This is a genomic window from Streptomyces sp. NPDC048290 (assembly GCF_040652095.1).
GTDB lineage: Bacteria > Actinomycetota > Actinomycetes > Streptomycetales > Streptomycetaceae > Streptomyces.
The window spans coordinates 88,994-115,055 of record NZ_JBEZLM010000029.1; the positions used below are offsets into that span (position 1 = coordinate 88,994).

General features: G+C 70.8%; 25 protein-coding genes and 3 pseudogenes. 20 read left to right on the top strand and 8 right to left on the bottom strand.

Annotated elements, in window-relative coordinates; genetic code table 11:
* Positions 1-1,233: pseudogene (locus AB0D49_RS35600) on the top strand (FUSC family protein); the annotation flags it as partial.
* Positions 1,234-1,284: 51 nt separating this feature from the next.
* Here the strand turns inward: AB0D49_RS35600 and AB0D49_RS35605 are convergent.
* The 3 genes from AB0D49_RS35605 to rpmB form a co-directional block, all read right to left on the bottom strand.
* Entirely contained in the window at positions 1,285-1,749 is a 465-nt protein-coding gene (locus tag AB0D49_RS35605) for a hypothetical protein (protein WP_362766183.1), read from the bottom strand.
* Positions 1,750-2,015: 266 nt separating this feature from the next.
* Positions 2,016-2,321: a 30S ribosomal protein S14 gene (rpsN, locus tag AB0D49_RS35610; protein ID WP_362766186.1), complete on the bottom strand. Its 306-nt coding sequence runs from the start codon at positions 2,319-2,321 to the stop codon at positions 2,016-2,018.
* A gap of 10 nt (positions 2,322-2,331) precedes the next feature.
* Entirely contained in the window at positions 2,332-2,568 is a 237-nt protein-coding gene (gene rpmB / locus AB0D49_RS35615; protein ID WP_362766188.1) for a 50S ribosomal protein L28, read from the bottom strand.
* A gap of 63 nt (positions 2,569-2,631) precedes the next feature.
* Here rpmB and rpmG point away from each other — a divergent pair, with 63 nt between their 5' ends.
* From rpmG to AB0D49_RS35655, 8 genes and pseudogenes are all read left to right on the top strand, one after another.
* Complete coding sequence (gene rpmG / locus AB0D49_RS35620; RefSeq protein ID WP_362766189.1) at positions 2,632-2,796, top strand: 50S ribosomal protein L33; 165 nt, start codon at positions 2,632-2,634, stop codon at positions 2,794-2,796.
* Between the two features lie 8 nt (positions 2,797-2,804).
* On the top strand, positions 2,805-3,053 hold the full coding sequence (locus AB0D49_RS35625; RefSeq protein WP_362766192.1) for a type B 50S ribosomal protein L31: 249 nt from the start codon (positions 2,805-2,807) through the stop codon (positions 3,051-3,053).
* Positions 3,054-3,057: 4 nt separating this feature from the next.
* Positions 3,058-4,518: a GTP-binding protein gene (locus AB0D49_RS35630; protein WP_362766195.1), complete on the top strand. Its 1,461-nt coding sequence runs from the start codon at positions 3,058-3,060 to the stop codon at positions 4,516-4,518.
* Positions 4,519-4,524: 6 nt separating this feature from the next.
* On the top strand, positions 4,525-4,761 hold the full coding sequence (gene rpsR / locus AB0D49_RS35635) for a 30S ribosomal protein S18 (RefSeq protein WP_362766198.1): 237 nt from the start codon (positions 4,525-4,527) through the stop codon (positions 4,759-4,761).
* Positions 4,762-4,849: 88 nt separating this feature from the next.
* Entirely contained in the window at positions 4,850-5,257 is a 408-nt protein-coding gene (locus tag AB0D49_RS35640) for a VOC family protein (protein WP_362766200.1), read from the top strand.
* Positions 5,258-5,879: 622 nt separating this feature from the next.
* Positions 5,880-6,206: pseudogene (locus AB0D49_RS35645) on the top strand (metalloregulator ArsR/SmtB family transcription factor); the annotation flags it as partial.
* Positions 6,203-6,688 carry an SRPBCC domain-containing protein gene (locus AB0D49_RS35650; protein WP_362766203.1) on the top strand — a complete coding sequence of 162 codons (486 nt, stop codon included), beginning with the start codon at positions 6,203-6,205 and terminating at the stop codon, positions 6,686-6,688. The pseudogene AB0D49_RS35645 and the gene AB0D49_RS35650, both read left to right, overlap by 4 nt.
* A gap of 317 nt (positions 6,689-7,005) precedes the next feature.
* Positions 7,006-7,224, top strand: a complete 219-nt coding sequence (locus AB0D49_RS35655) for a DUF397 domain-containing protein (RefSeq protein WP_362766280.1) — start codon at positions 7,006-7,008, stop codon at positions 7,222-7,224.
* A gap of 379 nt (positions 7,225-7,603) precedes the next feature.
* Here the strand turns inward: AB0D49_RS35655 and AB0D49_RS35660 are convergent.
* A pseudogene (locus AB0D49_RS35660) lies at positions 7,604-8,083 on the bottom strand (ATP-binding protein); the annotation flags it as partial.
* A gap of 331 nt (positions 8,084-8,414) precedes the next feature.
* Between AB0D49_RS35660 and AB0D49_RS35665 the strand changes: the two are divergent.
* From AB0D49_RS35665 to AB0D49_RS35690, 6 genes are all read left to right on the top strand, one after another.
* The gene (locus AB0D49_RS35665) at positions 8,415-9,239 is read left to right on the top strand and encodes a helix-turn-helix transcriptional regulator (RefSeq protein WP_362766283.1); all 825 of its coding nucleotides are present in this window, start codon (positions 8,415-8,417) and stop codon (positions 9,237-9,239) included.
* 193 nt (positions 9,240-9,432) lie between these two features.
* Positions 9,433-10,893 (top strand): aldehyde dehydrogenase family protein, encoded by a 1,461-nt coding sequence (locus tag AB0D49_RS35670; protein WP_362766206.1) that lies wholly within the window; start codon positions 9,433-9,435, stop codon positions 10,891-10,893.
* Between the two features lie 182 nt (positions 10,894-11,075).
* Positions 11,076-11,624 (top strand): DinB family protein, encoded by a 549-nt coding sequence (locus AB0D49_RS35675; protein ID WP_362766209.1) that lies wholly within the window; start codon positions 11,076-11,078, stop codon positions 11,622-11,624.
* Positions 11,625-11,682: 58 nt separating this feature from the next.
* Positions 11,683-12,324 carry a PadR family transcriptional regulator gene (locus AB0D49_RS35680; RefSeq protein WP_362766212.1) on the top strand — a complete coding sequence of 214 codons (642 nt, stop codon included), beginning with the start codon at positions 11,683-11,685 and terminating at the stop codon, positions 12,322-12,324.
* Positions 12,325-12,536: 212 nt separating this feature from the next.
* A complete protein-coding gene (locus AB0D49_RS35685; protein ID WP_362766215.1) occupies positions 12,537-13,496 on the top strand; it encodes an ATP-binding cassette domain-containing protein in 960 nt (319 codons plus the stop codon).
* Positions 13,497-13,594: 98 nt separating this feature from the next.
* Positions 13,595-14,323 carry an ABC transporter permease gene (locus AB0D49_RS35690; protein WP_362766286.1) on the top strand — a complete coding sequence of 243 codons (729 nt, stop codon included), beginning with the start codon at positions 13,595-13,597 and terminating at the stop codon, positions 14,321-14,323.
* Between the two features lie 439 nt (positions 14,324-14,762).
* On the opposite strand, the gene AB0D49_RS35695 is transcribed toward AB0D49_RS35690, so the two are convergent.
* Positions 14,763-16,046 carry an ion channel protein gene (locus tag AB0D49_RS35695; RefSeq protein WP_362766218.1) on the bottom strand — a complete coding sequence of 428 codons (1,284 nt, stop codon included), beginning with the start codon at positions 16,044-16,046 and terminating at the stop codon, positions 14,763-14,765.
* Positions 16,047-16,183: 137 nt separating this feature from the next.
* Between AB0D49_RS35695 and AB0D49_RS35700 the strand changes: the two genes are divergently transcribed.
* Positions 16,184-16,945: a MerR family transcriptional regulator gene (locus tag AB0D49_RS35700; RefSeq protein WP_362766221.1), complete on the top strand. Its 762-nt coding sequence runs from the start codon at positions 16,184-16,186 to the stop codon at positions 16,943-16,945.
* Between the two features lie 381 nt (positions 16,946-17,326).
* On the opposite strand, the gene AB0D49_RS35705 is transcribed toward AB0D49_RS35700, so the two are convergent.
* Positions 17,327-17,692 (bottom strand): YbjQ family protein, encoded by a 366-nt coding sequence (locus AB0D49_RS35705; protein ID WP_362766224.1) that lies wholly within the window; start codon positions 17,690-17,692, stop codon positions 17,327-17,329.
* A 139-nt stretch (positions 17,693-17,831) separates the two neighbouring features.
* Between AB0D49_RS35705 and AB0D49_RS35710 the strand changes: the two genes are divergently transcribed.
* Entirely contained in the window at positions 17,832-18,899 is a 1,068-nt protein-coding gene (locus tag AB0D49_RS35710) for a VTT domain-containing protein (protein WP_362766226.1), read from the top strand.
* Between the two features lie 166 nt (positions 18,900-19,065).
* On the opposite strand, the gene AB0D49_RS35715 is transcribed toward AB0D49_RS35710, so the two are convergent.
* Positions 19,066-20,733 carry a threonine/serine exporter family protein gene (locus AB0D49_RS35715; protein ID WP_362766229.1) on the bottom strand — a complete coding sequence of 556 codons (1,668 nt, stop codon included), beginning with the start codon at positions 20,731-20,733 and terminating at the stop codon, positions 19,066-19,068.
* 123 nt (positions 20,734-20,856) lie between these two features.
* A complete protein-coding gene (locus AB0D49_RS35720) occupies positions 20,857-21,348 on the bottom strand; it encodes an inorganic diphosphatase (RefSeq protein WP_355745171.1) in 492 nt (163 codons plus the stop codon).
* Between the two features lie 121 nt (positions 21,349-21,469).
* Between AB0D49_RS35720 and dacB the strand changes: the two genes are divergently transcribed.
* The 3 genes from dacB to tilS all read left to right on the top strand — a co-directional run bounded on the left by dacB (position 21,470) and on the right by tilS (position 26,060).
* Positions 21,470-23,023, top strand: coding sequence for a D-alanyl-D-alanine carboxypeptidase/D-alanyl-D-alanine-endopeptidase (gene dacB, locus AB0D49_RS35725; RefSeq protein WP_362766234.1), 1,554 nt, complete (start codon positions 21,470-21,472; stop codon positions 23,021-23,023).
* Between the two features lie 475 nt (positions 23,024-23,498).
* Entirely contained in the window at positions 23,499-24,623 is a 1,125-nt protein-coding gene (locus tag AB0D49_RS35730; protein ID WP_362766237.1) for a zinc-dependent metalloprotease, read from the top strand.
* A gap of 213 nt (positions 24,624-24,836) precedes the next feature.
* Positions 24,837-26,060 carry a tRNA lysidine(34) synthetase TilS gene (tilS, locus tag AB0D49_RS35735; RefSeq protein ID WP_362766240.1) on the top strand — a complete coding sequence of 408 codons (1,224 nt, stop codon included), beginning with the start codon at positions 24,837-24,839 and terminating at the stop codon, positions 26,058-26,060.
* The last annotated feature ends 2 nt before the right edge of the window (positions 26,061-26,062 follow it).

Consider the following 26,062-nt stretch of genomic DNA (forward strand, 5'->3'; position numbering starts at 1 on the left):
GGCCGAAGCCCGCTCCCGCGCGGGACGCCGCCCCCGGCCCCGCCCACCCCGCCACGCCCCCACCGATCGCGCCGCACCGCCCCCGCCCCACCCTGCTCGCCCTGGTCCCCGTCACCCTCGCCGCCATGCGTGAGGAACTCCGCACTCCCGGCTCGCCCATCACCCGCCACGCCGTGCGGGTCTCCGTGGTCGCCGCCGTCGGTTATCTGCTCGGCACCGCCCTGCCGTTCGGACACGGCTACTGGGCGCCGCTCGCCTCCGTGATGATCATGCGGCCTGACTTCTCGGAGACGTACAGCCGCGCGGTGGCCCGTTTCGCGGGTACGGTCCTCGGGGTCGCCGTCGCCACCGCGGTGCTCCAGGTCACCGGCTCCGGCACCTATCTCGCGGCGACGCTCGCCGTGATCAGCGCCGCCCTGATGTATCTCCTCATGCGTACCGGCCAGTTCGCGGCCCAGGCGTGTATCGCCGCGTATGTCGTCTTCCTGCTCGGCATGGGCGGCGAGGCGTGGACACAGACCGTGCCCGAACGTGTCCTGCTGACCCTCCTCGGCGGCATGCTGGCGATGGTCGCCTACGGCCGTGTACCCGGCCTGGGAGACCCCGAGACTGCGCAGCCGTCTCGCCGACTGGCTGGCCGCCCAGGGCCGTTACACCGCCGCCGTCGTCCGGCACTACGCCGAACCCGTCGGCCGTACCGCCCCCGATGTCCGGGAGGCGCTGCTCGCCGCGCGGACCGCCCGCGCCGCCTGGCACCAGGCCGTCGCCCGCGCGGAGGGCGAACCCGTCCGCCACCGCGGCCTGTCCCGGACCACCGCCGACGACGCCGAGGACGCCCTCACGCACCTGGGCCGCGCCGCGATGCTGCTGGAGGCCCACCTCCCCGACCGGGGCACGCCACCGGTCCCGGCCGCCGCCCGGCTCGCCGACGCCCTGCGCACGAGCACGGAGCGAGGCGCCCGCGCGATCCGCGAGCGCCGGGTCCCCACCTGGGACGCGGTACGTGCCGCCCTCGACGACCCGGCCTGGTCCGAACCCGCCCCGCCGACCGACGCCCAGCCGTCCGACACCGAGACCCCGGGCGTCCCGGATGCCGACACCGTCGTACGCCCCACCGCGCGGCTCCTTCTCGCCTCGCTGGAGGCGCTCTCGAAGGCGCTGGACCCCGCCGTTCGGGGAGAACCGGAAATTCCTGGCGGGTCGGGGAACTCGGAGGAGCCGCCCGCCCGTTGATCCATCAGCCGGACGGCGAATGCCCGCCCGGTGAAGGTCCGGACGGGCGGGTCACTGCCCCAGACCCGCCGTCGGCAGCCCCGACGGCAACTGCCCACCCTCGGCCTTGGTGTACGTCTCCGTCCCGAGCGAGCCTTCCCAGGTCACCTCAAGCGTGGTGGCCGACACGGAGTCGACCGTGCCCGTGGCCCGGTCGTCGCCGCCGTCGGTGCACTTGAGGCTGATCACGCGCTCTCCGTCCGCCTCCCCGGCGGGCCCGCCGCACACGTTCCCGCCGGTCGCGAAGAGCCCCGCCTCCGCGCCCGTCACGATCAGCGCCACCACCTTGCCGTCCGCGGAGGTGGTGACCCAACTGCCCTCCAGCTCACCGACGGCGGCCGGTGTATCGCCGTCCGTGCCCCCGGTGTCCGCCGAGGCGGTGGGGGAAGGGGAGGGCGGTGCGGAGTCGTCGTCCGACCCACCCCCACCGCAGCCGCTCAGCGCGAGCAGACCCGCCAGTCCGAAGCCCACGACCACGACCAGGCCCCGCACCGACCGGCCGCGACCGACCCGACAGACGTCCCCGACAGGAGACGGAGCGCCGACTCCAGGACCACGATCAGAGGCTCCGGCGCGCCGCTCGTCCGACTCCGCACCACGTCCATACGACACCGAAGTCACGGAAAGCCCCCACTATGAGCCGAACGGACGTCACGACCCTCAGCAAGCTACCAGCCCGTAACTCCACCGTCCCGAGCCCGGCGAGGCCCCTCGGCGGTGAGCCCGCCGCAGAGGAACCCACCTCACCAGGAAGCCTTCCGCACCCCTGGCAAGTACCCCGCGTGCGCCTGCCCCCGCAGCCCCACCCGGGACAGACCGAACGCGCGGAAGTACCCGCGCGGGCGCCCGTCCACCGCGTCCCGGTTCCGTACACGGGTGGCGCTGGCGTCGCGCGGTTGACGCCGCAGTTCGCGCTGGGCGGCCAGCCGTTCGGTCTCCGTCGAGGTGGGCCGACGGATGATCTCCTTCAACTCGGCCCGCCGCTCGGCGTAGCGGGCGACGGTCCCCTTGCGGCGCTCGTTCTTCGCGATCTTGCTCTTCTTCGCCATGACGGACCCCTCAGACCTTCACTCCGCGCGCCCGGATGCGCGCGACGGCCGCTTCGACGCCGATCGTGTCGACCGTCCTGATCCCCCTGACGCTCAGCCGCAGCCGTACGTGTCGGCCTTCGCTCGGGAGCCAGTAGCGCTTGGACTGGATGTTGGGGTCGAAGCGGCGCGAGGTGCGGCGATGGGAGTGGGAGATGCGGTTGCCGAAGCCTGGCCGGGCGCCGGTGAGCATGCAGTGGGCGGACATGTGGTGACCTACCTCTCTGTCACAGGGGATGTTAATGGGAATCATTTTCAGTAAGATAGCAGCATGGCACGCAACGAACTCCGTCCGGTGGTCAGGCTCAGGTCCACGGCCGGCACCGGCTACACCTACGTCACCCGCAAGAACCGCCGCAGCGACCCGGACCGTATGACCCTGCGCAAGTACGACCCGGTCGCCGGTCACCACGTCGACTTCCGAGAGGAGCGCTGAGCCACCTCATGCGTCAGGGAATCCACCCGCCCTACGGCCCCGTCGTCTTCCGCGACCGGGCCGCGAACCACGCCTTCCTCACCGGTTCCACCATGACGAGCGAGAAGACGGTCGTCTGGGAGGACGGCAACACCTACCCGGTCGTGGACGTGGAGATCTCCAACGTCAGCCACCCCTTCTACACCGGCACCGCGCGGGTCCTGGACACCGCCGGCCGCGTCGAGCGCTTCGAGCGCCGGTACGGAAAGCAGGGCTAGGCCGGTGTCCGACCTCTCCGTGGTGATCGTCGGCGGGCTGCACGCCGATGCCCGCCGGGCCACCGTGGCCCGGCTGCTCGCCGACGTACCCGGCAGCGTCGTGCTCCACCACGACCTCTCCACGGCCCCGGCCGGCACGGTCGTACGGACCGTCTCCGACGCCACCGGTGTCCTCGCCACCGGTGAGACGCCGCTGGTCAACGACTGCGCGTGCTGCGCCCTGCGCGAGGACCTGGTGCCGGAGCTGGCGCGGCTCGCGCGGGGCGGGACCACACCGCTCGCGATCGTCGAGCTGTGGGACTCGGTCGAGCCCAAGGCGATGGCGGAGGTGATCGCGTCCGGCGGGCTTCGGCTTACCGGCGTGATCACCGCCGTCGACCCGGCGCTGCTGCTGCCGTACCTCGGCAACGGCGACGATCTCGCGGAGCGTGGTCTGGCCGCCGCCGCCACGGATCAGCGCACGGTCGCCGACACCTTCGCCCGGCAGCTGGAGTACGCGCCGGTCCTGGCCGTCGCGGAGTCCCCCGAGACCGACGACGAGGACCGTGAGCTGCTCACGCAGTTGCACCCGACGGCTCGCCGGGTGCTGATCGGTCACGGCGGCGGGCAGGGGGGTGAGGGGAGACCGGCGCCAAGGGGGGTGGTGGGGCCGATGGGGGTGGCGATGTCCTCGGGGTTCTTGGAGTCCCCGGAGTCCCCGGAGTCCCCGGAGTCCTCAGAGTTCTCGGAGTTCTCGAAGTTTTCAGTGCCGTCCGAGCCGTCCGAGCCTTCCACGCCGTTCGAACTGTTCGAGCCCTCGGAGTCCTCAGCGTTCCGCGCGCCCTCAGGGTCGGCGGAGCCGTCAGTCCCGTCGCGCGGCCCCGCCTCCGACCCGGACGGCACCCCGATGCCCGCCTCTCGCAATCCAGGTCCCGCCGATATCCCCCGTACCCCCCTCGCCGCCGCCGCGTTCGCCGGGTTCGACGTGGAGGCCGCCGCCACGGCGCAGCATCCCGCCATGGCGCTGCTGCCCGCCGAAGCCGACGCGCACGGGGTGAGCACGCTCGTCTGGCATCGGCGGCGGCCCTTCCACCCGGAGCGGCTGTACGCCGCGCTGGAGGACCTGACCTGCGCCGCCGCGCGCAGCCGGGGACGGTTCTGGCTCGCCGACAAGCCGGACACGCTGGTGCACTGGGACGCGGCGGGCGGCGCCCTGTGCGTGGAGGCGGCCGGGCCATGGCTTGCCTCGCTGCCGGACGCGGCGTGGGAACTGGTACCGCCGGTGCGCCGGGCAGCCGCCGCGCTGGACTGGCACCCGGAGCACGGCGACTGCTGCCAGCACCTGGTGTTCACGTCCCCCGGCCTCGACTGCGACGGGCTGGAACGGCTCCTGGAGTCCTGTCTGCTGACCGACGCCGAGTACGCCGCAGGGCGGGACGCCTGGAAGCGGCTGCCCCCTGTCTTCGACACCTTCCTGGAGGTCTGACCCCCGATGCCCCGCAAGGCCGATCGCAAGCCCGTCCCCAAGAGCCGCCCGAACCCGCTCGACACGGCCGGGATCACCTACGTCGACTACAAGGACACGGATCTGCTGCGCAGGTTCCTCTCCGATCGCGGAAAGATCCGCAGCCGCCGGGTGACCCGGGTCAGCGCCCGGCAGCAGCGGCAGGTGGCGCGGGCCATCAAGAACGCGCGGGAGATGGCGCTGCTGCCCTACGCCTCCCGGTAGCCGTCGCCCGCTCCCGCCGCCGGAACCAGATGGGTAGGTGATTCCCTACGTTTGACATGTAGGGAATCGCCTACCTATCGTTGGCGTCATGGACATCACCTCCGGCGCCTCCGCCGACACCTCCCGCATCACCCACGCCTCCTTCATCACGCTCCCGGTCACCGACCAGGACCGTGCCCTGCGCTTCTACCGGGACGTCCTCGGATTCGAGGTCACCGCCGACCTCCAGATGCCGCCCGGACGCTGGCTCCAGGTCGCCCCACGCGGCGCGCAGACCGTGTTCACCCTGTCGGGACCCGGCATGGGCGGTTTCGAGCCGGGCTCGACCCGGGGGATCATGTTGGTCACGACCGATGTCGACGCCGACTGCGCGCGTCTCGCCGAGGCGGGCACAACCGTCGAGGGGCCGGAGGAGCAGCCGTGGGGCCGGATGGCCTCCTTCCGCGACCCCGACGGCAACGCGCTGATGCTCCTGACGGAGAAGGAGGGGCTCTGATCACGCCATGACCGCAACCGGGGCAGGGACGGACCGGCCGCCAGGGACGGGTCTTCCTTCTGAGGTGGACCCGTCTCCAAGGACGGGCCTTTCCTCGGCAGCGGACCCGTCTCCGAGGACGAGTCTTTCCTCGGCAGCAGACCCGTCTCCGATGGCCGGGCTTCCTACGGGAGCGGACCCGTCTCCATGGGCGGGTCATCGCGCGCGGACGGAAGCGCCTCCAGGGGCCGGGCTTCCGCCAGGGGCCGAAGCGCTTCCAGAGGCAGGCATTCCCGCAGGGGGCGAATCGCCTCCAAGGGCGGGCCTTCCCCCAGCGGCGGAGCCGCCTCCCCGCGCGGGCGGTCCCGAAGTGGGCGTCCCAGCGGACGGACCTCAGCCCTCCTCCGGGTCCTCGCCTTCCTCCGGACCCCCGGTTTCCTCCGGGTCCTCGCCCTCCTCCGGACCTCCGTCCCCCTCCCGGCAGCCGTCCCCCTCCGGACCCCCGCCCTCCCCGGGGCAGCCGTCCCCCTCAGGACTCACGCCCCTCCCCGGACAGCCGTCCCCCTCCGCGGAACCGCCCCCCTCCGCCTCCAACCCCCCAGTTGCCCCGCCCCCACCCCCACGCTCCCCCTCCCCCGCCGCCGAAGCCGACCGCGTCTTCGCTGCCCTCGCCAACGCCACCCGCCGCGAGGTGCTGCGGCTGCTGCGGGACGGCGGGCCGCAGCCCGTCCAGACGCTGGCCGATCACTTCGACATGCGCAGGCCGAGCCTCTCGGAGCATCTGAAGGTGCTCAGGGAGGCCGGTCTCGTCTCCGAGCAGCGCTCCGGCAGACAACGTATCTACCGCCTGGAGGCGGCCCCCCTGGCCGACGTACAGGACTGGCTCCATCCGTACGAGCGGTTCTGGCGCGAACGTCTGAGCGGCCTCGGCGCCTTGCTGGACCGGATGCCCGACGATGGGCCGACATGAGCACCGCCTTCCCGGACGAGCCCGGTGACGCCCTGACGGCCATCCGCGTCGACCACTTCTTCCCGCACCCGCCGGCCAAGGTGTGGCGCGCGCTGACCGAGCCGGAACTGCTCGCGCAGTGGCAGATGCCAGGTGCGGAGGACTTCCGCCTGGAGGTCGGTCATCACTACCGGATGACATCGGTGCCAAGGCCGAACACAGCTTTCTCGGGCACGGTGGAAGTACGTGTGCTGGCCTACGACATTGAACGGATGCTTCGAGTCCGCTGGGCCGACACCGATGCGACCAACTCCGCCGACTGGACCATCACATGGACATTGGAACAGGAAGGGCGGGGAACGCGTCTGTTCCTAGTGCACGAGGGATTCGATCCCGACGATCCGGCACAGCTGATGGCGCGGAAGATCATGGACGGAGGGTGGAGATCGCATGTCATGCGGTCTCTGGGGCAGACGCTCGACCAGATGGAACCGCGTCCGTGAAACGTCCGTGAAAACGAATGGATCGTCCCGGGGGAATGGGTAAAGCTGGGGCGGCAGAGGTAAAGCGGTCGTCAAAGCTGTAATCACGGGAACACCCCGCGTGCACGTGCATCTGCGCATGCATTCGCCCATGCATCCGCAGATGAACAAGGTTATGATCCGGCACAGTTGACCGATGCATCAATGGCCACACGAGCCAGTGCACCACCGGGGAGCGACCTGTGGACCACGACGTGTACGACGGTGATGTGTACGACGGTGACCGGTATGGCGGTGACCTCTACGGCGGTGTTCCCGCCCCCGGCGTGTACAACGGCATGGCCGCCGCCAAGCTGGGCTCAGTGGCCTGGCAGAAGAGCCGGCACAGCAATTCCCAGGGCTCCTGTGTGGAGTTCGCGAGACTGCCCGGCGGCCGGGTCGCCGTACGCAACTCGAACTTCCCGGACGGCCCCGCGCTCGTCTATACGCTGGCCGAGATCGAGGCCATGCTGCTCGGCGTCAAGGACGGCGAGTTCGACCATCTCGTGGCGGGCTGAGGCGCGGCCCGCGCGGCGCCCTGTACGCGGGGCGTGGAACGGGCCGCCACATGTGGTCCGTACCGGCCGGTAACGCGCGTAGAACCGCGGCACCATGAAGTGCCGCGGTACGTCAACCACCATCCATCGGCCGGGTGCCGTCTCTCCGTCGGACGTCGTCGCCGCGCGGCTCGCCGAGCGGGTCCCCCAGGGCGTCCTCCAAATCCCCGAGCGACGCGCCGAGCGATCCCGTGAACCCCTCCCTTGGACGTCCGTCCGCCGGACCACTGCTCGTGGGCCCTCCCCCTGGGCGCCCGTCCGCCGGACCGCCGCCCGTGAGCCCGTCCCTGAGGCCCTCGTCGCGCCCGTCGTTCAGGCCGGTACCGCGCGGGTCGCCGGACCGGAACATGGCCCAGACGACCTTGCCGGGCAGTGATCCGGCCAGTGGATGCCAGCCCCAGCTGTCGCTGAAGGAGTCCACCAGGAACAGCCCGCGGCCGGATTCCGCCGCGAAGTCCTCGGTCTCGCGGGCGATCGGCGTCTCGGTGCTCGGATCGCGTACGGCACACACCAGACGGCTGGTCCAGCGCATCAACTGGAGCCGCACCGGCTGGTCGCTTCCCATCGGACAGGGGCCGGGGTGCGGCAGCGCGTGGCGCAGCGCGTTGGTGACGAGTTCGGAGACCACCAGGCATATGTCGTCGAAGCGGTCGTCCACCCCCCAGCCGTCCAGCGTGTCGCGGGTGAACCGGCGGGCCTCACGCACCGCTTCGTAGCGGGCGGGCAGGGCGCAGGAGGCGGCATCGGACGCGGCCGAGGGGTCCAGTGGTGGAAGGCCCTGCCGTAATGGCTTGAGCATGGTCGATCCATTCGTCCCCATGCGAGGCACTCCCGGGAATTCGCGGTCGTTGCGATGCAGCGGTGGCGCGAGTCCATGGTTTCGGATGCGTACATCAGATGCAAGGGCAGATGCACGTGCACGCGACCGAATTGGCCCCTCCCGTACCGCTTGTTGGTCATTTTTTCCGTCACCTTTGCGCCAGCTGTGGGCAGTGAGCGGCCCGGAACGGATGCGGAATGTTTGGCTTCTTTCCGTCTCTGTAACCGGACGAGTACTGCTCGAAGTGCTTTAGTGGCAGACTGCGGGCCCTGAAGACGGTTGAGAGGCGGCGAACGTGAGCGCGGGAGAGCCCGGATCGGTGGTGCGACGCATGCTGCTCGGCTCGCAACTCAGGCGACTGCGCGAGGCGCGTGGCATCACGCGTGAAGCGGCCGGCTACCACATCCGTGCCTCGGAGTCGAAGATCAGCCGGATGGAACTGGGCCGGGTGAGCTTCAAGACGAGGGACGTGGAGGACTTGCTGACGCTCTACGGCATCACGGACGACACCGAGCGGGCCTCCCTCGTCTCGCTGGCCCGTGAGGCCAATGTGGCGGGCTGGTGGCACAGCTACTCGGACGTCCTGCCGACCTGGTTCCCCACCTATGTCGGCCTGGAGGGCGCCGCCTCCCTCATCCGCGCCTACGAGGTGCAGTTCGTGCACGGTCTGCTCCAGACCGAGGCGTACGCCCGCGCGGTGGTCCGGCGCGGGATGAAGGGCGCCGGTGAGGCGGACGTCGAGCGGCGGGTGGCGCTGCGCCTCGAGCGGCAGAAGCATCTGGTCGCCGAGGACGCCCCCGACTTCCACATCGTCCTGGACGAGGCCGCCCTGCGCCGCCCCTATGGCGACCGCGAGGTGATGCGCGGACAGCTCCAGCACCTGATCGAGATCTCCGAGCGGCCCAACGTGCGGCTCCAGATCATGCCGTTCGGCTTCGGCGGGCACTCCGGCGAGTCCGGCGCCTTCACCATCCTCAGCTTCCCGGAGTCCGATCTGTCCGACGTGGTCTATCTGGAACAGCTCACCAGCGCCCTGTACCTGGACAAGACCGAGGACGTGGCGCAGTACGAGACCGCCCTCAAGGAGTTGCAGACCGACAGCCCCGGTCCCGCCGAGAGCCGGGATCTTCTCCGTGGACTGCTTCAACTCTCCTGAAACACAAGTACGATGACGTGCGATCAGAGCGTCAGGTTTTCCGGGTGGGTCCCGGGCGGCTCTTGGTGGCCGACCGCGCGGTGCCCCGTCTGAGGGCCGGCCGCTTCGACCGCGCGATTTTCTTACGGCTTCCACCGCTTTGACCGTCCTCACTGCGTGACCGGCAGGGAGGCGACGGGGATTGAGGGATCACATGTCGTCGTACTTCACCGACCTGGCCCAGCAGTACATCGACGGTGAGTGGCGCCCGGGAACCGGCGCCTGGGACCTCATCGATGTCAATCCGTACGACGGCGAGAAGCTCGCCTCGATCACCATAGCCGCGGCCGACGAGATAGATCAGGCGTATCGCGCGTCCGAACGCGTCCAGCGCGATTGGGCCGAGACCAACGCCTTCACCCGGCGGGCGGTGCTGGAGCGGGCACTGCGGCTGGTCGAGGAGCGCGAGGAGCCGATCACCGAGGCGATCATCGCCGAGCTGGGCGGCACCCGTGTGAAGGCCGGTTTCGAACTCCACCTGGCCAAGGAGTTCCTGCGCGAGTCCATCGGCCTGGCGACCACCGAGCAGGGCCGTCTGATCCCCTCGCCGGTCGAGGGCAAGGAGAACCGCGTCTACCGCGTCCCGGTCGGTGTCGTCGGGGTCATCAGCCCCTTCAACTTCCCCTTCCTGCTCTCCCTCAAGTCCGTCGCCCCGGCCCTCGCCCTCGGCAACGGTGTCGTCCTCAAGCCGCACCAGGACACCCCGGTCTGCGGCGGCACGCTGATCGCGAAGATCTTCGAGGACGCCGGTCTGCCGCCCGGACTGCTGAACGTCGTCATCACCGACATCGCCGAGATCGGCGACGCGTTCATCGAGCACCCGGTGCCCAGGGTGATCTCCTTCACCGGCTCCGACAAGATCGGCCGTCATGTGGCGACCGTATGTGCGGGCCAGTTCAAGCGGGTGCTTCTGGAGCTGGGCGGCAACAGCGCGCTGGTCGTCCTGGACGACGCCGACATCGACTACGCGGTCGACGCGGCGGTCTTCAGCCGGTACATCCATCAGGGTCAGGTCTGCATGGCTGCCAACCGGGTCCTGGTGGACCGCTCGGTGGCCGCCGAGTTCACCGAGAAGTTCGTCGCCAAGGTCAAGTCCCTCAAGGCCGGTGACCCGCGCGACCCGGACACCGTGATCGGTCCGGTGATCAACGCCTCCCAGGCGGAGATGATCTCGGCCGCCGTCGAGCAGGCGCTCGCGGAGGGCGCCACCGCGCTGCTGCGGGGCGCGACCCGGGACAACCTGATCGAGCCGTCGGTGCTGACCGGAGTACCGGCCGATTCCGCCCTGCTGCGCCAGGAGATCTTCGGGCCCGTGGCCTTCCTCGTCCCCTTCGACGGCGAGGAGGAGGCGGTCCGGCTGGTCAACGACACGCCGTACGGCCTCAGCGGCGCGGTCCATACGGGGGACCCGGAGCGGGGCGTACGGTTCGCGCGGCGCATCGACACGGGCATGTTCCACGTCAACGACGGCACGGTCCAGGACGAGCCGCTGGTGCCGTTCGGGGGCGAGAAGAACTCCGGGGTGGGGCGGCTGAACGGGGAGACGACGGTGGACGCGTTCACCTCGCTCAAGTGGATCTCGGTGCAGCGGGGGCGGAGCGGGTTCCCGTTCTGACGCCGGGGACTTTCCGGAGCGCTCCGGATCAACTCCGTCCATGGAGACCTCTCCACGAGGACCCGTCAACGAGGACCCGTCGGCGAGGACACATGAATGAGGACGTGTTCTGTCCTCATTGGCCCGTAGCGTCATCGGTGTCAGCGGGACATGGGCATCCGATCCGGGAAGGCGGGCCAGTCATGGTCACTCAGGTACAGGCCGAGACGGCGGGCGACGAGCGGGGAGCGCTGCTCGCCTTCATCGAGGAGCAGCGAGGCGGCATCCGGCGCTCCGTGCTGGGACTCACCGAGGAGCAGGCGGCGGCCCGCCCCACCGTGAGTGAGCTGTCGCTCGGCGGGCTGCTCAAGCATGTCGCCGAGGTGGAGCAGAGCTGGATCGCCCGCGCCAAGGGCGAGCCGCCCGCGGTGGAGCGGACCGAGGCGAACTGGCACGAGTGCTTCACGCTGGTCGACGGCGAGAGCGTGGCGTCCCAGCTCCTGTACTGGGAGAAGGTCGCGGCCGGGACCGAGGATTTCATCCGCTCGGTGCCCAGTCTCGACGACACCTTCGCGCTGCCGGACCAGCCGTGGTTCCCGCCCGAGGGCCGGGCCTCGATGCGCTGGGTGTGTCTGCACCTGATCCGCGAGATCGGCCGCCACGCGGGACACGCGGACATCATCCGGGAGTCGCTGGACGGCAGGACGGCGTTCGAGCTCGTCGCGCAGGAACGCGGGGAGTCCTGGGGGTGACGGCGGGCCGTTGGGAGCCGGGACCCGCCCCCTGGACCTTGACGCCTACCCTGAACGTATGTCAGCGATCCGTCTCCTCGTGCTGGGGGCCGTCCGTCAGCACGGGCGGGCCCACGGCTACCAGGTCCGCAACGACCTCGAGTTCTGGGGCGCGCACGAGTGGTCCAACGCCAAGCCCGGCTCGATCTATCACGCGCTGAAGCAGATGGCCAAGCAGGGCCTGCTGGTGGCGCACGAGATCGCGCCGTCCACGGCGGGCGGCCCCCCGCGCACCGAGTACGAGATCACCGCGAAGGGCACCGAGGAGTATCTGTCCCTGGTCCGCTCCTATCTCACCGACTACGACCAGCGCCCCGACATGCTCAGCGCCGCACTCGGCTTCATGGTCGACCTGCCCCGCGCGGAGGTGCTCGAACTGCTGGAGGAGCGGGTGCGCGCGGTCGAGGCGTGGCGGAAGTCCGTCACCGAGTACTACACCCCCGAGGAGGGTCCGGCCCAGCTCGGCCATATCGGGGAGATCATGAATCTCTGGGTGAACACCGCCGACACCGGCGCCGAGTGGACCCGCGGTCTGATCGAGCGCGTCCGCGCGGGGGCGTACACCTTCGCCGGGGAAGGCGATCCGTTCGTCGGGGTGCTGGCGGAGGGCGAGGAGAACCCGTACGCGACGGCGGAGCGACACCCCGGGGACGACCGCTGAGAGCCGCCCCTGAGGGGGCGCTTCGGGAAGAGCCTCCTAGGGAGGCGGCTCCCAGGGAAGGCCGCTTCACCGTCCGGCCGCCCGGCATGAGTGACGGCACGCGAAGAAAAATCTAGTAATCAAGTTTGACCAATCGGAATACGGGCACTACTCTCCAGCGTTCGTCAGTTAGTCAAATTTGACTAGAGTGGAAGCAAGGGAGTGGTGGCGCAGTGTCCGATACGGCGATCGCCGTCGAAGGCGCGCACAAGACGTACGGCGACAAGCACGCACTGGACGGTCTCGACCTCATCGTCGGCCGCGGCACGGTGCACGGAGTGCTCGGTCCCAACGGGGCCGGAAAGACGACCCTGGTCCGGGTCCTGTCCACCCTCCTGCGCCCGGACTCGGGACGGGTCATGGTGGCCGGATACGACGTCCTGACCCAGGCACATCAAGTACGCCACCGCATCGGCCTGCTCGGTCAGCACGCGGCGCTGGACGAGGAACTGGGCGGCCACCAGAACCTGGAGATGTTCGGCCGTCTCTACCACCTGGGCGCCCGGCGGGCCCGCGCGCGGGCCACGGAACTCCTGGAGCGCTTCGGCCTCCAGGACACCGGCCGCAAGGCGGTCAAGCAGTACAGCGGCGGCATGCGCAGACGACTCGACCTCGCCGCGTCCCTGATCGTGGAACCGGAGGTGCTTTTCCTGGACGAGCCGACGACCGGCCTCGACCCGCGCGGACGTACGGAGGTGTGGGCCGCCGTCCGCACCCTGACCGGCCGCGGTACGACCGTCCTGCTGACCACGCAGTACCTGGAGGAGGCCGATCAGCTCGCCGACCGGATCTCGGTGGTCGACCAGGGCCGTGTGGTGGCGGACGGCACGGCCGACACGCTGAAGAACCTCATCGGCGGCGACCGTATCGACGTGGTGCTGCGCGACGCGGGGCAGCTCGGTGCGGCGGTCGCACTGCTGCCGATGGCCGCGGACGAGGTGACGGTCGACCACGACCGACGGCTGATCAGCGCCCCGGTCACGGACCGGATGACGGCGCTCTCCGAGGTCGTACGGGCCCTGGAGTCGGCCGGGCTCCAGGCGGAGGACGTGGCCCTGCGCCGGCCGACGCTCGACGAGGTGTTCCTGCATCTGACCGGGCGGGACGAGCAAGCGAAGGAGACCGTGGCATGAGTACGACGGCGACTACGAGTACGACTACGACTACGAAGACGAGCACGAGCACGAGGAGTACGACCGCGTACGTGTATGCCCTGACCGATGCCTGGACCATGACCCGCCGGGAACTCGCCCACTGGGCGCGGCAGCCGGTCCAGGTCGTGGTGAACCTGGTCTTCCCGGTGATGCTGCTGGTGATGTTCGGCTACCTGGTCGGCGGGGGGCGCGGGATCACCGGTGACTACGTCGACTTCCTGGTGCCCGGGATGCTGGCGCTCACCATGGCCTTCGGGCTGGAGTCCACGATGGTCGCGGTCACCCGGGACCTCGACAAGGGCGTGATCGACCGTTTCCGTTCCATGCCGATGGCCGACGGGGCGGTGCTGGTGGGCCGGTCCGTGGCCGACATGCTCCAGTCGGTGATGATGCTGCTGGTGCTGGTCGGTGTGGGCTTCGCGCTGGGCTGGCGGGTGCCGGGCGGTGTCGGCGGGTTTCTGGCCGCGCTCGGGCTGCTGCTGCTCTTCCGGTTCGCGATGCTGTGGATCGGTATCCATCTGGCCCTGGTCGCGGGCACTCCGGAACTGGTGACGGCGGTGCAGATCCTGGTCTGGCCGGTGGGCTTCCTCTCCAACGCCTTCGCGACCCCGGAGTCGATGCCGGGCTGGCTGGGCACGGTGGTGCAGTGGAACCCGATGTCCCACACGGCGACGGCGGTCCGTGACCTGTTCGGCAACCCGGGCGGTGAGAGCGGCCATGTCTGGGCCGCGGTGGTGTGGCCGCTGGCGCTGCTGGCGGTGTTCTTTCCGCTGGCGGTACGGAAGTTCGGGCGGTTGAGCAAATGAGTGCCGTGGGAGTGGGAACCCGGTGGGGCCGGGCGGTGTATCAGGAGTAGATCCCTGCGGCGCTCGGGGGATTGCTGGGAGTAGATGTCGGCGGCGCTGGGCCGACGTATTGGGGGCGGAACCTGGAAGCGTCGGGCGGTGTATCGGAGGTGGATGCCGGCGGGGCCGGGCCGGGCCGGACGGCGCGATGTATCAGAGGTAGATGCCGGCGAGGCTGGGCCGGACGATGCGTCAGAGGCGGAACCCGGTGGCGCCGGGCGATGCGATGGATCTGGGGTGGAACCCGGAAGCGTCGGGCGGTGTATCAGAAGGAGAGCCTGGCGGCGTCCGGCGATGCATCGGAAGTAGCTGTCAGTTGGTTCGTTCGCCCGCCGACTCCGGCCGGTCCCCACCGGAAGCGCCTGCCGCCCGCACCCGGCTTGGCGCTTCCGGCGGGGTGTCAGCGGACGGCCGATCCGTCCTTCTTCAGCTGCATCTGGGGGCGGCCGGTCACCAGGAGCCAGGCGGGAAGGGAGGCGATGCACAGAAGGGAGAGGATGGCAGGGGAGGAGACCAGGATCGCGGCGGTGAAGAGGCTGACCCAGCCCTGCCGGGTGATCGCCAGCAGCACGCCGAGGACTCCGGCCGAGACGCCGACCGAGGGGTTCACGGCGGGGACCAGGGCATGGGCGGCCAGACCGAACGCTGCGCCGATGAAGACGGCCGGGAAGATCCGCCCGCCCCGGAAGCCACTGGACGCGGCGACCAGTAGGGCGGCCAGTTTCACCACGGCCATCACGGTGAACTGCCCGGCCGACCAGCCGTCCGGGTCCTGGGCGAGTTCCGCCACCTCGTTCAGTCCTTTGAACAGCGTCAGATGGCCGCCGAGGGCAGCGAGCAGACCGAGTACCAGCCCACCGGCGGGCAGGATCAGCATCGGGTGGCGCAGCCGGGAGAACGCGCCATGGACATAGGGGAAGGCGTACACCGCGCACATGCCGAGCAGCGCGGCGAGGGAGGCGACGACCAGACAGGACAGCAGATCGGCCCAGCCGGGGCGGCTGAACGGGGGTAGATGCAGATCGAAACTGGGATGGGCCACCAGCGTGGTCGTGAGGGCGCCCGCGGCGGCGGCGACCAGGGGGGCGAAGACGTTGTCCCACAGGTGGCCCCGGGTCTGCCGCCCGGCGAGGGCCTCGGAGATGACCAGGGCGGCGGCGACGGGCGTGCCGAAAAGGGCGCCGATCGTCGCGGCCTCCGCCAGCACCGGCCAGGCGGTGCCTGGCACGGCGGGCAGCAGCCGGTTGCCCAGCCAGAAGGCGAGGCCGACGTTGACGGCGATGATCGGGTTCTCCGGACCCAGGCTGGGGCCGCCCGCCAGGGTCAGAGCGGTGGCGATCAGCAGACCGGGGAGGACGACGGGTGCCATCACCGGCGCGTCCAGACCCGTGGTGGCCGGGTCGGGACCGGCGTGGCCGGGCACCTTCCACACCACCAGTCCGGCGAGGATGCCGGTCCCCGTAAGGACGACCAGCATCCAGAACACGGAGTAGCGGCCCACGCCCAGGGCGTCCGGGAGGGTGCTCCACAGCACATGCTGGAGCTGTTCGGCCAGCCCGCTGACGGCGAGGAAGAGCAGGCTCGCGCCCACGCCCACGACCAGCGCGGGAAGGATCATCGGCAGCAGCGTGCGGGCCGGAGTCGCCGGAGTGCTCGGCGCCGGTGACGGGGTGTCGTGAGCCACCGGGCCACGATAGACGGGCGAACCTCCTATATCGGGCGTAATGGCAGTCAGTCACCCCGGAAAATCGGACTTGCACCTCACGTGACGTGAGGCAGGACCGTGGAGGGCGTACCGAGAAAGGAAGGAAAGGAGCGGAAGTGAGCTACTCCGTGGGACAGGTCGCCGGTTTCGCCGGGGTCACGGTGCGCACCCTGCACCACTACGACGCCATCGGGCTGCTCGCCCCCAGCGAGCGCAGCCACGCGGGCCACCGGCGGTACGGCGACGCGGACCTGGACCGGTTGCAGCGCATCCTGTTCTACCGGGAGCTGGGCTTTCCGCTCGACGAGGTCGCCGCCCTGCTCGACGACCCGGACGCGGACCCGCGCGCGCATCTGCGCCGCCAGCACGACCTGCTGACCGCCCGGATCGAGAAGCTGAGAAAGATGGCGGCGGCCGTGGAGCACGCCATGGAGGCACGCACGATGGGCATCAACCTCACGCCCGAGGAGAAGTTCGAGGTGTTCGGGGACTTCGACCCGGACCAGTACGAGGAGGAGGCACGGCAACGCTGGAGCGATACCGACGCGTACCGCGAGTCGCAGCGCCGCGCCGCGAGACACACCAAGGAGGACTGGAAGCGGCTGGGCGAGGAGTTCGACGCGATCCACCGCAGGATGGCCGACCTGATGGCGGCCGGCACACCCGCCGACTCGGCGGAGGCGATGGAGGTCGCCGAGGAGCACCGGCGGTTCATCTCACGCTCGCACTACGAGTGCTCGTACGAGATGCACACCGGCCTCGGTGAGATGTATGTGTCCGACCCGCGGTTCACGGCGAACTACGACAAGATCCGCACCGGCCTGGCGGCGTATCTGAGGGACGCGATCACGGCCAATGCCGTGCGGCACGCTGGCTGATCCGTGCCGCGTCCACGCTGGTCGGCGCGCCTGCTGGCCGGTGTCATGCGGTGCCGTCTGGTACGCGTGATGTTCCGTTTCATGCCGGTGCTGTCCGGTACGCGTGATGGTGCGTGCCGCGTCGGTGCCGTCCGGTAGGGGTGATGATCCCGGCCATGTCGGTGCTGGTCGGCGCGTCTCCTGGTCCCGGCTATGCCGGTCCTGGTCAGTGCGGGTTCTGATTCGTGCCGCGCCCGTGCCGTACCGCACTCGTCCTCACCCGTGCCCTGCCGGTGTCGACCGGCACGATTCCTCAGCCGTGCCACGGTGCAGGTCCGCCCGGTCCGGTGCCGGGCGGACCTCGGCACCGCGGCCGTGGTGCTCGTCACGTCCGGGGGACGGTCACTCCCGGACGAGGACCACCGCGGTGCCGTAGGCGCACACCTCCGTGCCGACGTCGGCGGCCTCGGTGACATCGAAGCGGAACATCAGTACGCCATTGGCGCCACGGGAGCGGGCCTGCTCCACCAGCCGCTCCATGGCCTGGTTGCGGGTCTGTACCAGCGTCTTGGTCAGCCCGCGCAGCTCGCCGCCGACCAGCGACTTCAGCCCGGCGCCGAGCTGGCTGCCGAGATGCCGGGAGCGCACGGTCAGTCCGAAGACCTCACCGATCACCTTGTCCACGCGGTAGCCCGGTGCGTCGTTCGTCGTCACGACGAGTACCTCGGGCTCGGGGCTCTGCCCGCCGCCGTAGTCGTCCATGCCCATGGCTCACAGCTTGGTCCCCCTTGGCGCACAGTGCATCCTGGAGGCACGGGTGGAACCTGGGACGGACAGACTGCGTTGATAGCTTTGTCCGGCCGTACGGACGCCGTAGTTCTCAACACCCTTTCAGGAGCCAGGAATCGTGACGACGCTTGCCCTCGGACCGAGCTGGCTCGATCCGAACAACCTGCTCGACAACTTCGGCATCTGGGGCCTGCTCCTGATCGTCTTCGCCGAGTCCGGTCTGTTGATCGGGTTCTTCCTGCCGGGTGACTCCCTGCTCTTCACGGCTGGTCTGCTGATCACTTCCGGGCAGCTGGACTTCCCGCTGTGGGGCGCGGTCGTGCTCATCGTCATCGCCGCGATCGTGGGCGACCAGGTGGGCTATATGTTCGGCAAGAAGGTCGGTCCGGCGTTGTTCACCCGTCCGGACTCCAGACTCTTCAAGCAAGAGAATGTGCACAAGGCGCACGAGTTCTTCGAGAAGCACGGCCCGAAGTCCCTGGTCCTGGCCCGCTTCGTGCCGATCGTGCGGACCTTCACGCCGATCATCGCGGGCGTCAGCGGGATGCGGTACCGCTCGTTCCTGGTGTTCAACGTCGTCGGCGGTGTCCTGTGGGGCGCCGGGGTCACCCTGCTGGGCTCCTGGCTCGGCAATATCGCCTTCGTCAAGCAGAACATCGAGGCGATCCTGATCCTGATCGTCCTGATCTCCGTCCTGCCGATCATCTTCGAGGTGCTGCGCGCCCGGCGGCAGAAGAAGAACAACCCCCAGCCCGACGCCCGGCAGGAGTACCAGCAGACCCCGCAGCAGCAGCCGTACCCCTACGGTCAGCAGCCCCCCGCCATGGACGACGCGACGACCCAGCTCCGCCGCGTCCCCCCGGCCCCGGGCACCCATCAGCCCGGTGCTCCGCAGGCCAACCAGGGCCATCCGGGCAACCAGGGCCATCCGGGCAACCACGGTGGCCACGGCCAAGGCCAGGGCCATGGCAACCAGGGTTACCCCCAGCAGCAGCAGTACCCGCAGCAGGGCTACGGCGGCCAGCCGCAGGCCCCCGGGCAGGACCCCCGCCACGACCCCCGGCAGGACCAGTACTACGGCCAGCCCCAGACCCAGCAGCCGTATCCGCAGCAGCAGTACCCGCCCCAGCAGTACCCCCAGAACCACCCGCAGCAGCCGGGGCAGTATCCCTACAACCAGGGCTGACCGCCGATCGCGGGCCCGCCGGGCACACCCGCGGATCTTCGCGGCCCGATAGGCATACCGGCGCCGATCCTCCCCGCCCGCCGGGCGCACCGGCGGGCCATCCCACCCCCACGGCCCCCACCCCCACAGCCCCCGCCCCCCCCGGGACGGCTCGTGCGCCCGTGTTTCAGAAGCCCCGGGTCCGTTTTGCCGCTCGGCGGCCCGCGGTCGCCGCGCCGGGGACCCGTAGGAACAGACGGGACAGTTCCGCGCCGAGGTTCACTCCGATGGCGATGGCCATGGCCAGGGCCGCCGCCTTGGTCAGGGAGGCCAGTCCGCTGTTGACCTCGTTCTGGGCGATGGACAGGACACCGAAGTAGGTCGCGGAGCCCGGCAGCAGCGGCCCGATCGCGGCCGTGGTGTACGGCAGCGCGGACGCGTACCGGTACCGGGACAGCAGCTGTCCGAAGAGGCCGACCAGCCCTGCGGCGACGGCCGTGGAGGCGACCGGGGAGAGATTCCCGGCGTAGTGCATGGCGCCGTAGACGCACCAGGCGACCCCGCCGTTCAGGGTGACGGCGAGCACGGTGGATCGTTCCTGCTGGAGCAGTACCGCGAAGGTGAGGGAGAGCAGCATCGAGGCGGCGATCTGGATGCCCGGCCGCTCGGCGATCATCAGGGCGGCGTCCGGGTTCAGCTGGGCGCCCAGCTGGACACCGAAGTACAGGACGACGAGCACCCCGACGACGATCCCGACGAACAGGTACATGACCTCAAGAAGGCGCGCGGCGGCGGTGATGTAGAAGCCGGTCAGCCCGTCCTGCACGCCCGCGACCAGCGCCCGTCCCGGCAGCAGCGCGAACAGCCCACCGGTGATCACCGCGGACGCCCGGACGTCGATATGGGCCACGGCCAGCGTGATCCCGACCGCGGCCGGTGGCATCGCCGCGACCACGAACTGGTAGAACTCCGGCAGTCCCCGCGCGGCGAACCACCACGCGAGCCGGTCGCCCAGCATCGCGCCGATCGCCGCCGCGAAGAACACCAGGACGTCACCGCCGACCAGTATCGAGGCGGCGCCCGCCAGCAGCCCGCTGGCGAGGGTCAGCACCCAGGTCGGATAGGGGTGCCGGTTGCGCCGGATCTCGGCGAGGCGCCGGTACGCCTCCTCCAGGGAGAGATGGTTCTCGGGGTCGCTGAGATCGTCCACCAGCCGGAACACGGCCGCGAGCCGGGTGTAGTCGGTGGCCCGGCGGCGCACGGTCCGCGAGGCGGTCACCGGATCGTCGACCAGCGACGGCTGGTGCGAGATGGACAGCAGGGTGAAGGTGACGGTCGGCTCGCAGCGGTCCAGCCCATAGGAGCGGCACACGGCGAACATCGCCGCCTCCACATCCTCCGCGCCCTCACCGCCCGCGAGCAGCAGCTCCCCGATGCGCAGGGTCAGGTCGAGCACGCGCGGGACGGCCGGACCGGCGTCGTCCGCCTTCTGCGCGGCCTCCGGAGCGGGCCGTTCCGCCACCGGCATCCGCAGCATCGTGCGCATCCGGTCCTGCCAGGGCGCGTCCTTGGTCAGACTCACCCTCGGCAGCCCGTCCGGCGGGGTGAACGCGGGCGGCGCCTGTCCCGCGCTGTAGGTGCTCGGCGTGGTGAAGGCCGACCCCTCCGACTCGGCCGCGCCCGGCGCCGGGACGTCCAGCCCCTCGGGCACGGCGAACTCGGACGTCGTCTCCGGCTCGGCACCCGCCTTCGACACGTCCAGGCCCGCCGGAATCGCGAACTCGGACGTCACCTCCGGATCGAAAACGCCCCGGGACTCGTCCGAATGCGGTTTGCGGTCCTCCGCGTCCGTCACTTAAAGCAGCGCTCCCTGTACGACTGCGGTCCCAACGGCCTCAGTATGCGCACAGACAAGCGAAAGGCCGCACGCGGTGTGCGTACGGCCTTCCCCCGGTCGGCCGGGGACGGTGCGGGAGGCTCAGTGGCCGCCCTGCTCCTTGAAGCGCTTGTAGGACCGCTCGATCTCGGCCTCGGCGTCGGTGCGCCCCACCCAGTTGGCGCCCTCCACGGACTTGCCGGGCTCCAGGTCCTTGTACACCTCGAAGAAGTGCTGGATCTCCAGGCGGTCGAACTCCGACACGTGGTGGATGTCGCGCAGGTGCTCCACCCGGGGGTCGGACGCCGGGACACACAGCAGCTTGTCGTCGCCGCCGGCCTCGTCGGTCATCCGGAACATGCCGATCGCCCGGCAGGTGATCAGACAGCCCGGGAAGGTCGGCTCCTCCAGGATGACCAGCGCGTCCAGCGGGTCGCCGTCCTCGCCGAGGGTGTTCTCGACGAAGCCGTAGTCCGCCGGGTAGCTGGTCGAGGTGAAGAGTCGGCGGTCCAGGCGGATACGACCGGTCTCGTGGTCCACCTCATACTTGTTGCGCGAACCCTTCGGGATCTCGATCGTGACGTCGAACTCCACCGGTGGCTCCTCCATGATCAACACACAGTTCTGGTGGTTAAGTGTCCCTCACGCAGGTGTGTGATCGCGAAAGGGGCTGGTGGTCGTGCCCGAACAGGGTCGCTGGCGGGCGAGACCGCGTGTGAGACGGCTCGCGCGCGCCGTACGACCGCGGCTCACGCGGGCCGCGAGGGCCGCGAAGCCGCAGGTGGCGCGCTGGGCCCAGGCCGTGAAACCGCAGGTCAAGCGAGTGACCACGGTGAAGACCTGGCAGTTCACGACCGGTGCGACGGCCGTCGGGGTCGCGCTGGCGGCCGGTGTGGTGACCGCCGCGGGGCCTTTCGACACCACCGGGCAGCGCACGGCGGAGCGCGATGTGGCCGCCGCACAGCGGGATTCGGGTGGCGCAGATCACGGTCGTAATTCCGGTACGTCCGCCGGAGCCCCCCGTCCGGCCCCCAGCGCCGCGTCGGTTCTGGAGGGTCTGGGCGTGGCCACGGGCCCGGCCGGTGGGGTGAAGGCCGCCCCGAACGGCGGCAAGGACCTCGCCGGGATTCTCGGCCCGCTCCTCAAGGACGCCGGACTCGGCGACCGCAGGGCCGCTTCCGTCGTCGACGTCACCACCGGACAGCGGCTCTACGGCCAGGACTCCGGCCGGTCGCTCACCCCGGCCTCCACCACGAAGATCGCCACCGCCGTCGCCGCGCTGTCCGCGCTCGGCGCCGACCACCGCCTCACCACCCGGGCCGCGTTCGAGCCCGACACCAACGAGGTCGTCCTCGTCGGCGGCGGCGACCCCACGCTCACCGCACGCGCGAAGACGGGCGGCTGGGCCAGCCTGCGCGCCCTCGCCGAGCGGACCGCCGGGGAACTGAAGAAACGTGGCGTCACCGAGGTCACGCTCTCCTACGACACCACCCTCTACGCCGGGGACGGACTCCACCCGATCGGGGTCAACGACAACCTCGCCGTCGTCACCCCGCTCATGGCCGACGAGGCGCGTACCGACGGCTCCACCAGCGGTCCGGCGCCGCGTCACACCGACCCCGCGGCCCAGGCCACCCGGTCCTTCGCGGGCTTCCTCAAGCAGCACGGCATCACGTCGACGGCCCCGGGCCCGTCCAAGGCGACCTCCCGCGCGGACACCCTGGCGACCGTCTCCTCGCCCCCGCTGTCCACCCTGGTCGAGCGGATGCTGACGCACAGCGACAACGACATCGCGGAGGCCCTCGCCCGGCACGTCGCCGTCGCCGCGGGCGAACGCGCCGACTTCAAGGGGGCCGGTACGGCGATGCGGGCGGGCCTCAAGAACCTGGGACTGCCGGTCAAGGGCGCCGCCTTCAAGGACGGCAGCGGCCTCGACCGCGACGACCGGCTCACCGCCGACCTGCTCACCGCCCTGCTCGCCAAGGCCGCCGACCCCGACCTCCCCGCACTGCGCCCCACGCTCACGGGGCTGCCGGTCGCGGGCTTCACCGGCACGCTGAGCGCCCGCTACGGCGACGGCGCCGCCGGTGTCGTAAGGGCCAAGACCGGCACCCTGACCGGCGTCAACACACTGTCCGGCACCGCGGTGACGCCCAGCGGCCGGGTCCTCGCCTTCGCCTTCCTCGCCTCCGACACGACCGACCCGGGGGCGGCACAGACGGCACTGGACGGGATGGCTTCGGCGGTGGCGGGGTGCGCTTGCCGTTGACGGGCTCCTAGGGGGCTGTCCCGTGGGCGAGGGTCCATGGGGCGGGCTTCGGAGCGGGGCCTTGGGCGGAGGGCCCATCGGGGGAGGGCCCATGGGAGGGCCTATCGGGGGTCGCCTGACGCGTTCGTAGTGCGGGACCGGCTGGACGGCTCGAAGGGCGCGGTCCTTGTACGGCGTCCATGGGGCGGTCTCCAGAGGGGCCCACGGCGTGTCCCGGCGGGCGTCCCGCGCGGTGCCGCCTTCGCTGGACGGGGCCCGTCCGCGGAGGTGTCCCGTAGGAGGCGCCTCCCGTCGGCCGCCCCGCGTCGGACGGACCCCGCGAGGCGTCCCGTAGGGGGCGCCCCCGGCCGCGGGCGTCCCGTAGGGGGCGCCCCCGGCCGCGCGGCTCGGCTCACCGCCGCCGACGTGGGCTCCGCGGGCGCCCGCCGACCGCACAGCCTGCCCCCAGCGGCAGCGCTCACGTACCGTTGAGCGCATGACGAGCATCGGTGGTGCCGAGATGGTCGACTGGAATCTCGCGGTGGCGACCGCGACCCGGCTGGTGCGGCCGGGCCCCGAGGTGAGCCGTGACGAGGCCCGTGCCGTCGTCGCGGAGCTGCGCCGCCATGCCAGAGCGTCCGAGGAACACGTCCGGGGATTCACCCGGATGGGGACCGAGGAGACCCATGACACCCCGGTCCTGGTGGTCGACCGCCCGGGGTGGGTGCGGGCGAACGTCGCCGGGTTCCGGGAGATCCTGAAACCCCTCCTGGAGAAGATGCAGGAACGTCGCGGCAGCACGCCGGGCGGGGCCGTGCTCGGCGCGGTCGGCGGCAAGGTGACCGGCGTCGAGCTGGGCATGCTGCTGTCGTTCCTGTCCTCGCGCGTCCTCGGCCAGTACGAGACGTTCGCCCCGGCCAGCCGCGACCTCCCGGCCGGTGAGAAGAACGGCGGCCGGCTGCTGCTCGTCGCGCCGAACATCGTCCATGTGGAGCGCGAACTCGACGTGCAGCCGCACGACTTCCGGCTGTGGGTGTGTCTGCATGAGGAGACCCACCGGACGCAGTTCTCGGCCGTTCCATGGCTGCGGGACCATCTGGAGGGCGAAATCCAGTCGTTCCTGGGCGAGACCGAGGTCGATCCCATGACCGTGCTGGAGCGCATCCGGGAGGCCGCGCAGTCGCTCGCGGGCGGGCGTCCGGAGGGCGAGGAGGACGACGGCGGGCGCTCCCTGGTGGAGATCGTGCAGACCCCCGGACAGCGCGAGATCCTCGGCCGGCTGACCGCCGTCATGTCGTTGCTTGAGGGACACGCGGACTTCGTGATGGACGGTGTCGGCCCGGCCGTGGTGCCGTCCGTCGGGGAGATCCGGGAGAAGTTCCAGCAACGCCGTGCCAAGGGCGCCTCCCGCCTCGACCTCGCGCTGCGCAAGCTGCTCGGCCTGGACGCCAAGCTGCGGCAGTACCGGGACGGCGAGCGATTCGTACGGGCGGTCGTCGAGGAGGTCGGCATGGACGGTTTCAACCGTGTATGGACCTCGCCCAACACCTTGCCCACGAAGACGGAGATCGCCAAACCGGCGGACTGGATCGCACGGGTGCACCGCAAGGCGGAGTCGTGAACCGAGGGTGTGCGACGTGAATCCCGAGTGACGTGGTGAACCGGTTCCGGCCGACGGCAGTCGAACGCCCCTGCAATCACCCGTCCGAGGGACCGTGAGCCCTGGGCAGGCGTGCAATGCTCGGGGAACCGCTCGGTTCTGTCACCATCTACACACTCTGAGTGACCGAACCCGGGTTCACCCCCACCGAAAACTTCATGAAGGGAACCGGACATGGGTCCCCATCCTGCGGTCGCGGCGATACGCCTGGCGGTCCGCCGCGTCCTCCACGACATCCTCACCGAACACAGCCGTATCCCCGACCCCACCGGCAGCACGGCCGCCGCCCGCCCCACCGGTGCGACCGCCCTCGTCGCCGGCCGCGTCGGCACGGCCCCGGCCGGACCCGCCGGCCGCACCGCGCTCACCGGCCGCACCGGCCGTTCGGGGCGCACTGGTCTGCCGGGTCGCACCGGCCCCTACGAGCGTCCGCCGTCCCCGCTCGTACTCGTCGCCTGTTCCGGCGGCGCCGACTCCATGGCGCTCGCCTCCGCCCTCGCCTTCGAAGCCCCCCGCCTCGGTGTCCGGGCCGGTGGCATCACCGTCGACCACGGACTCCAGCAGGGCTCCGCCGCGCGCGCCGAGGAAGTCGTCGAGCGGCTGCGCGGGCTCGGCCTGGACCCGGTCGAGGCCACCGCCGTCACCATCGGCAGCGAGTCCGCCAACGCCGCGCATGGTGCCGTGTACGCGGGCGGCGGCGGACGCCGGGTAGGGCCCGAGGCCGCCGCCCGTGACGCCCGCTACGCCGCGCTGGACGCAGCGGCCGAGCGCCATGGCGCCGTCGCCGTCCTGCTCGGACACACCCGGGACGACCAGGCCGAGACCGTACTGCTCGGGCTCGCGCGTGGCTCCGGCATCCGTTCCCTGTCCGGGATGGCCGCGGTCTCGGGGGCCGACGGCCGTTACCGGCGCCCCTTCCTCCAACTCGACCGGCAGACCGCCCGCAAGGCGTGCATGGTCCAGTCCCTGCCCGTCTGGGACGACCCGCACAACGCGGACCCCGCCTACACCCGCTCCCGGCTGCGCCACGAGGGCCTGCCCGCCCTGGAGAAGGCGCTCGGCAAAGGCGTGGTGGAGGCGCTCGCCCGGACGGCCCAGCTGTCCCGGGACGACGCCGACGCCCTCGACGCCTGGGCCCGCCAGGCCGAGAGCGCCGTACGGGACTCCGCGGGACTGCTGGAGTGCGCCAAGCTCTACGCGCTGCCGCCCGCCGTCCGCCGCCGGGTGCTGCGGCGCGCGGCGATCGAGGCGGGCGCTCCGGCGGGTTCGCTGTTCGCGCGCCACATCGAGGAAGTGGACCGGCTGATCACCGGCTGGCGGGGCCAGGGGGCCATCAACCTGCCGGGCAGAGTCGTCGCCCAGCGGCAGGGTGGCAGACTGGTGATTCGGCAAGGCTGAAC

Coding starts and splice junctions, on each gene's coding strand:
- rpsN (WP_362766186.1), bottom strand. CDS start 2,321: ATGGCGAAGAAGAGCAAGATCGCGAAGAACGAGCGCCGCAAGGGGACC.
- rpmB (WP_362766188.1), bottom strand. CDS start 2,568: ATGTCCGCCCACTGCATGCTCACCGGCGCCCGGCCAGGCTTCGGCAAC.
- rpmG (WP_362766189.1), top strand. CDS start 2,632: ATGGCACGCAACGAACTCCGTCCGGTGGTCAGGCTCAGGTCCACGGCC.
- AB0D49_RS35625 (WP_362766192.1), top strand. CDS start 2,805: ATGCGTCAGGGAATCCACCCGCCCTACGGCCCCGTCGTCTTCCGCGAC.
- rpsR (WP_362766198.1), top strand. CDS start 4,525: ATGCCCCGCAAGGCCGATCGCAAGCCCGTCCCCAAGAGCCGCCCGAAC.
- AB0D49_RS35640 (WP_362766200.1), top strand. CDS start 4,850: ATGGACATCACCTCCGGCGCCTCCGCCGACACCTCCCGCATCACCCAC.
- AB0D49_RS35650 (WP_362766203.1), top strand. CDS start 6,203: ATGAGCACCGCCTTCCCGGACGAGCCCGGTGACGCCCTGACGGCCATC.
- AB0D49_RS35655 (WP_362766280.1), top strand. CDS start 7,006: ATGGCCGCCGCCAAGCTGGGCTCAGTGGCCTGGCAGAAGAGCCGGCAC.
- AB0D49_RS35665 (WP_362766283.1), top strand. CDS start 8,415: ATGCTGCTCGGCTCGCAACTCAGGCGACTGCGCGAGGCGCGTGGCATC.
- AB0D49_RS35670 (WP_362766206.1), top strand. CDS start 9,433: ATGTCGTCGTACTTCACCGACCTGGCCCAGCAGTACATCGACGGTGAG.
- AB0D49_RS35675 (WP_362766209.1), top strand. CDS start 11,076: ATGGTCACTCAGGTACAGGCCGAGACGGCGGGCGACGAGCGGGGAGCG.
- AB0D49_RS35680 (WP_362766212.1), top strand. CDS start 11,683: ATGTCAGCGATCCGTCTCCTCGTGCTGGGGGCCGTCCGTCAGCACGGG.
- AB0D49_RS35690 (WP_362766286.1), top strand. CDS start 13,595: ATGACCCGCCGGGAACTCGCCCACTGGGCGCGGCAGCCGGTCCAGGTC.
- AB0D49_RS35705 (WP_362766224.1), bottom strand. CDS start 17,692: ATGGGCATGGACGACTACGGCGGCGGGCAGAGCCCCGAGCCCGAGGTA.
- AB0D49_RS35730 (WP_362766237.1), top strand. CDS start 23,499: ATGACGAGCATCGGTGGTGCCGAGATGGTCGACTGGAATCTCGCGGTG.
- tilS (WP_362766240.1), top strand. CDS start 24,837: ATGGGTCCCCATCCTGCGGTCGCGGCGATACGCCTGGCGGTCCGCCGC.